The sequence below is a fragment of the Streptomyces nogalater genome (genome assembly GCF_039532885.1).
Taxonomy (GTDB): Bacteria; Actinomycetota; Actinomycetes; order Streptomycetales; family Streptomycetaceae; genus Streptomyces; species Streptomyces nogalater.
Map to the genome: position 1 here is coordinate 86,548 of NZ_BAAASM010000004.1, position 5,394 is coordinate 91,941.

Annotated in this window: 4 protein-coding genes; all 4 read left to right on the forward strand. The window is 71.7% G+C overall.

From position 1 onward, the window contains the following. Positions 1-58 precede the first annotated feature (58 nt). The 4 genes from ABD350_RS05285 to ABD350_RS05300 all read left to right on the forward strand — a co-directional run bounded on the left by ABD350_RS05285 (position 59) and on the right by ABD350_RS05300 (position 5,382). Positions 59-1,009: a DUF6039 family protein gene (locus tag ABD350_RS05285; RefSeq protein WP_344346558.1), complete on the forward strand. Its 951-nt coding sequence runs from the start codon at positions 59-61 to the stop codon at positions 1,007-1,009. 60 nt (positions 1,010-1,069) lie between these two features. Beyond that, positions 1,070-2,872, forward strand: a complete 1,803-nt coding sequence (locus ABD350_RS05290; RefSeq protein WP_344346559.1) for an amino acid adenylation domain-containing protein — start codon at positions 1,070-1,072, stop codon at positions 2,870-2,872. A gap of 344 nt (positions 2,873-3,216) precedes the next feature. Beyond that, the gene (locus ABD350_RS05295) at positions 3,217-4,161 is read left to right on the forward strand and encodes a chlorinating enzyme (RefSeq protein ID WP_344346561.1); all 945 of its coding nucleotides are present in this window, start codon (positions 3,217-3,219) and stop codon (positions 4,159-4,161) included. 45 nt (positions 4,162-4,206) lie between these two features. Continuing rightward, positions 4,207-5,382 (forward strand): alpha/beta fold hydrolase, encoded by a 1,176-nt coding sequence (locus ABD350_RS05300; protein ID WP_344346562.1) that lies wholly within the window; start codon positions 4,207-4,209, stop codon positions 5,380-5,382. Positions 5,383-5,394 lie beyond the last annotated feature (12 nt).

A 5,394-nucleotide genomic window follows, 5' to 3' on the forward strand; every position in this document is an offset into this window, starting at 1 on the left:
ATGGCCTAATTGTGCCGCGCAGAGCGGAAATGCGAACCATTCACCAAGGAGCCCGTCCATGACTGAGAAGGTCGATTCCGAATTCTCCACCCCGGTCGCCCAGCAGCAGACGTCCGTTCCGGTTACGGACATCCTGCACTCGGCGAATTCCGGTGTCGTGGTCGAGCGCGTCGGGCAGCTACGGGCCGAATTCCGCTCGGAGGGGCGGCAGTTCGCCCGTGAACTCTCCGAGTACCTGAACACCCAGTACGTCGGCGTCGCGACCACCTTCGTCTACGAGGAGACGTTCGGGACCAAGGACACCCTGCACTGGCTGCTGCACATGCGCTCCCTGGAGGCGTACGAGACCCTCGTCCGCATGGGCTCCCAGGACGAGGGCTGGCGCGAGGTGATGTTCCGCAACCGCATCCCGGAGGAGCGCGGCGGCGGTTCCTGGGACCGGATGTTCCTCGACGGGGGACTGAAGGAGACGGTGCTGATCCCGCAGTCCTTCGGGATGTACGGCACCGCCGAGACCGAGCTGTCCTCGGTGGTCGAGGAGGGCGGCGTGGACCGCTTCGTGGTGCCGACCGCCGAGCACCAGACCTCGCAGAAGCCCGATGAGCTGCTGCACTCCGCCAACTCCGGCATCATCATGCACCGCACCGGCGAGCTGAAGTACGAATTCCGTTCCGAGGGACGGGAGTTCGCCCGGGCGCTGACCGAGAGCTGGAACGCCTCACTGGGCGGCGAGGCGACGATCTTCCTGTACGAGGAGGCGTTCGGCCTCTCCGACCGGATCCACTGGTTCATCCACCTGCGCAAGCTCAGCTCCTACTACAACCTGATGGGCCTCAGGGCACGGACCGGCCCGGCCGCGCGCGAGGTGTTCACCAAGCAGTGGATCCCTCAGGAGAAGGGCGGTGGCGGCTGGGAGCGGATGTTCGTCCAGGGCAGCCTGCGGGACCTGGCCCTGACCCCGCAGCACTGGGGCATGTACGCCACCAAGATCAGCGCCGCCCAGGGCTGACCGCCCCGCGCGCTCCCGGCGCGCCCGCCCCGCGAACCCGTACCGGATGGGAGATCCGCCATGGTTTCCGGCAAGACGCTGCACCAACTCTTCGAAGACCAGGCCGCCAGGACGCCGGACCGCGTGGCGGTGAGCGCGGCGGACCGCGCCCTCACCTACCGCGAGTTGAACGCCGAGGCCGACGCGGTGGCCGCCCGGCTGCGGCGGGCCGGCGCCGGCCCCGGCCGGCTGATCGGCCTGTGCGTCGACCGCACCGCCGACCTGGTGGTCGGCCTGCTCGGCATCCTCAAGGCGGGTGCCGCGTATGTGCCCGTCGACCCGGCCTACCCGGCCGGGCGGATCGCCTTCCTGCTCGACGACAGCCAGGTGTCCGCGGTGGTCACGGTGTCCCGGGTCGCCGAACGCCTCGCGGACTGCGCGGCGCCGGTGATCCCGCTCGACCGCGACACCGAGGCGCCGGCCGCGCCCGCCGCCGCGGCCGAGCAGTCCCGGGACAGCGACCTCGCGTACGTCATCTACACCTCCGGGTCGACCGGCGTACCGAAGGGCGTGCTGGTCGAACACCGCAACGCGGTCCGGCTGTTCGAGCAGACCGCCGAACTGGTCGGCTACCGCCCGGACGACGTGTGGACGCTGTTCCACTCGATCAGCTTCGACTTCTCGGTCTGGGAGCTGTGGGGCGCGCTGCTGCACGGCGGCCGACTCGTGGTGGCCGGCACCGAGACCGTCCGCTCCCCTCAGCTGCTGCACAAGCTGCTCGCCGACGAGGGCGTCACGGTACTCAACCAGACCCCGTCCGCGTTCCGCCGTCTGGTGGGCGCCTCCACCGCGACGCTGCCCGCGCTGCGCCTGGTGGTGTTCGGCGGCGAGCGCCTGGACGTCAAGCTGCTGGAGCCCTGGTTCGCCCGCTACGGCGACGAACGGCCCGCGCTGGTCAACATGTACGGCATCACCGAGACCACGGTCCATGTGACGGCCCGCCGGATCACCCGCGCCGACCTCGACGAGCCCGGTGTCAGCCCGATCGGCCGCCCACTGCCCGACGTCACCCTGCGCCTACTCGACGAGGACGGCGACCCGGTCGCCGACGGCACCCCCGGTGAGCTGTACGTCGGCGGCACCGGCGTGGCCCGTGGCTACCACCGCCGCCCCGAGCTGACCGCCGAGCGCTTCCGCACCGTCGGCACGGGGGCGGACGCGGAGCGCCTGTACCGTTCCGGCGACCGCGCGGTGCGTACCGCCGACGGCGAGTACCTGTTCGTCGGCCGGGCCGACGACCAGATCAAGATCCGCGGCTTCCGCATCGAACCCGGCGAGATCGAGGCGCTGCTCGCCGACGACCCGCGGCTGGCCTCGGCGATCGTCGTCCCGCAGGACCACGGGGAGGGCGACGTACGCCTGACGGCCTACCTGGTGCCGTCGGCCGGAGCGGAGACCGGCGACGAGGCACTCGGCCGGCTGGTCGCCGAGGTGTCCGCCCGGGCCGCGGGCACGCTGCCCGAACACATGCGGCCCTCCGCGTACCGGCTGATCACCGAGGTGCCGACCACCGCGCAGGGCAAGGTCGACCGCTCGGCGCTGCCCGCCCTGCCGCACCGGCAGGCCCCGGCCGGCCCGTCGGGGGGCGGCGCGGAGCTGACGCCCACGCAGCGGCAGGTCGACGCGATCGTGACCGAGGTGCTGGCCCGGCCGGGCATCGGTCTCGACGACGACCTGTTCGAACACGGCGCCACGTCCCTGGCGTTCATGCGGGTGATCGCCTCCGTCAACCGGCGCTGGAAGCTGTCGCTGACCGGCGCGGAACTCGACGCGGCGACCGTCCGAGACCTGTCCGCCTGCGTGGACGCGCGGGCCTCGAAGTGAGTGAGTCCAGACGCCTCGTATGACCGAGCGGCCAAGCCGCGACCGGGAGACCGGCCGAGGAGGCGGTGAGGGCCGTGCCGCCGTGCCGGCCCCGGCAACGGGCGGCGGCGAGCGGGCCGGCGGGCTCGCACCACGACGGCCGGAGTCCCGCACGGACCGGCGGGCCGGGCGGTGGCCCGACGACACCGGGCGCCACCGCCGCCGCTTCGGGCCCCACGGCCCGGGAACCGGCCGAGCCGGTCCGGTGCCCGCCCGACCACCGCGTGACCCACCCCGACACCAGTCCGGCAGACCCTCGACGGGACGCGCCGGAAACCACGTACTCAAGGATGAGGAGCACCACTGTGCCCGACGTGACCGGCGGCTTCACGCTGACGCCCGAGGAGCGGGCGAGCTTCCACGAGCGCGGCTACTTCGGCCCGTTCAAGGTGTACGAGATCGAGGAGATGCAGCGCCGCTGGCGGGTCGAGCGGCTGCGGCTGATGGACCGCAGCAACGCGGTCTACCAGGACGAGGCCGCGCAGTCCGGCAACACCAACATCTCCAACTACGACCGGCACCTGGACTCGGAGTTCCTCGCGGACCACATCTGCCGACCGGAGATCGTCGACCGGGTGGCCAGCGCGCTCGGACCCGACGTCCTGTGCTGGCGCAGCGAGTTCTTCCCGAAGTACCCGGGCGACGAGGGCACCGACTGGCACCAGGCCGACACCTTCGCCAACGCCTCCGGCGTGCCGCAGATCCTGTGGCCCGACGAGCACAAGGACTTCGGCGGCACCATCACGGTGTGGACGGCGTTCACCGAGGCCAACGAGGACAACGGCTGCCTGCAGTTCATCCCCGGCACCCACACCCGGATGAACTACGACGAGACCAAGAAGATGCACTACAGCCCGGACTCCATCAACCAGGTGGACAAGGGCGGCGTCCGCCGCGGCTTCTTCGGCTACGACTACCGCGAGTTGCAGGTCGACGCCGACTTCAAGCCCGACGAGTCGAAGGCGGTGTCGATGGTGATGCGCCCGGGCGAGGCGATCATGTTCTGGTCGACCCTGATGCACGCCTCCTGGCCGCACAGCGGCAAGACCGACGAGATGCGCCTGGGCTTCGCCGGCCGGTACGTGCCGACCTCGGTACGGGTCTACCCCGGCACCGAGCAGATCGAGGAGTACGGCGGCACCGTCTCGCTGGAGCGCTACGGCGCCGTCCTGGTCAGCGGCGAGAACCGGTACGACCACAACCGGATGGTCACCCGGACCACTCTCGGCCACCCGTTCACCACCCGCTGACAGCGACCGACACCGACCGACACCGACCGGAAGGCGTACGAGCCGATGACCGAGCACCAGGCCCGGGCCGCCGCGGCCGTACTCGCCGAGGGGCTGCGCGACCTGCGGACGCTGGCCGCGCGCCTCGACCCGCCCGCCAGGGTGACCGTGCCCGCGGGCCCCCGCGCCGAGCTGCTGGCCGCGCTGGCCGATCGGCTCGGTGTCCCGCTGGCCATCGGGCCGGCCGCCCCGGACGGGGACAGCGGCGTCTTCGAACGGATCATCGGCGAACGGCTCGGGCCGGCCCTCGGCCGACCCGGGCTGGACGGCCTCGCCGACGACCCCACCGAGATCACCGGGATCGCCGACCGGGTGACCGCCGCCTCCTTCGACAGATTCCGCACCCCCCTCGACGCCGTCGCCCCCGACGGCGCCCGGCTGCCCGTCTACACGGCCGGCGACCCGGCCGCGCCCGCGGTCCTGATCGCCTCCGCCTGCGGGATGCCCGCCGAACTGTGCTCTCGCTGGCTGGAGTTGCTCGGCGACGAGTACCGGGTCGTCACCTGGGAGACCCGCGGTCTGTTCACCGACGAACCCGACTTCGACAAGCTCGCATGGGACACCGAGGCACAGGCCGGGGACATCTTCACGGTCATGGACCACCTCGGCATCCGCACCGCCCACCTGCTGGGCTTCTGCGGCGGCAGCGTGATCGCGCTCGCCGCGGCCGGCCGGGGCCCCGAGCGGATCGACTCGCTCAGCCTCTGGCACGGTGCCTACGAGCTCGGTCCGGGCTCGCCGAAGCTGGACCACCACCGGAACATCCAGGCGCTGATGGCGATGGCCGCCGAGGACCGGGAGACCGCCGCCGCCGTGCACGCGGTGTTCCTCGGCACCATGCTCGGCAGCACCCCGCCCGATCTCGCGCACCTGGTGCTCTACCCCTTCGCCACCCCCGAACTGTTCTTCCGCTACTGCCGGTTGAACGGCGCGATCACCGACATCGACGTCAACCCCCTGCTGGCCGGCGTCGACCACCCCACGCTGGTGGTCACCAGCGAGGACGACACCACGGCCAATCCGCTCGGATCGGCCGAGGTGGCCCGGCGGCTGCCCAACGCGACGCTCAGCGTCGAGCCGACCGGCGATCACATCTCACTCTTCAAGTTGGGCGGCCGGCTGGGCGAACTCGCGCGGGGTTTCCTGCGCGAGCACCCCGGTGGCCGGGCCGCTTCGCGCTGAGACGGGACTCAC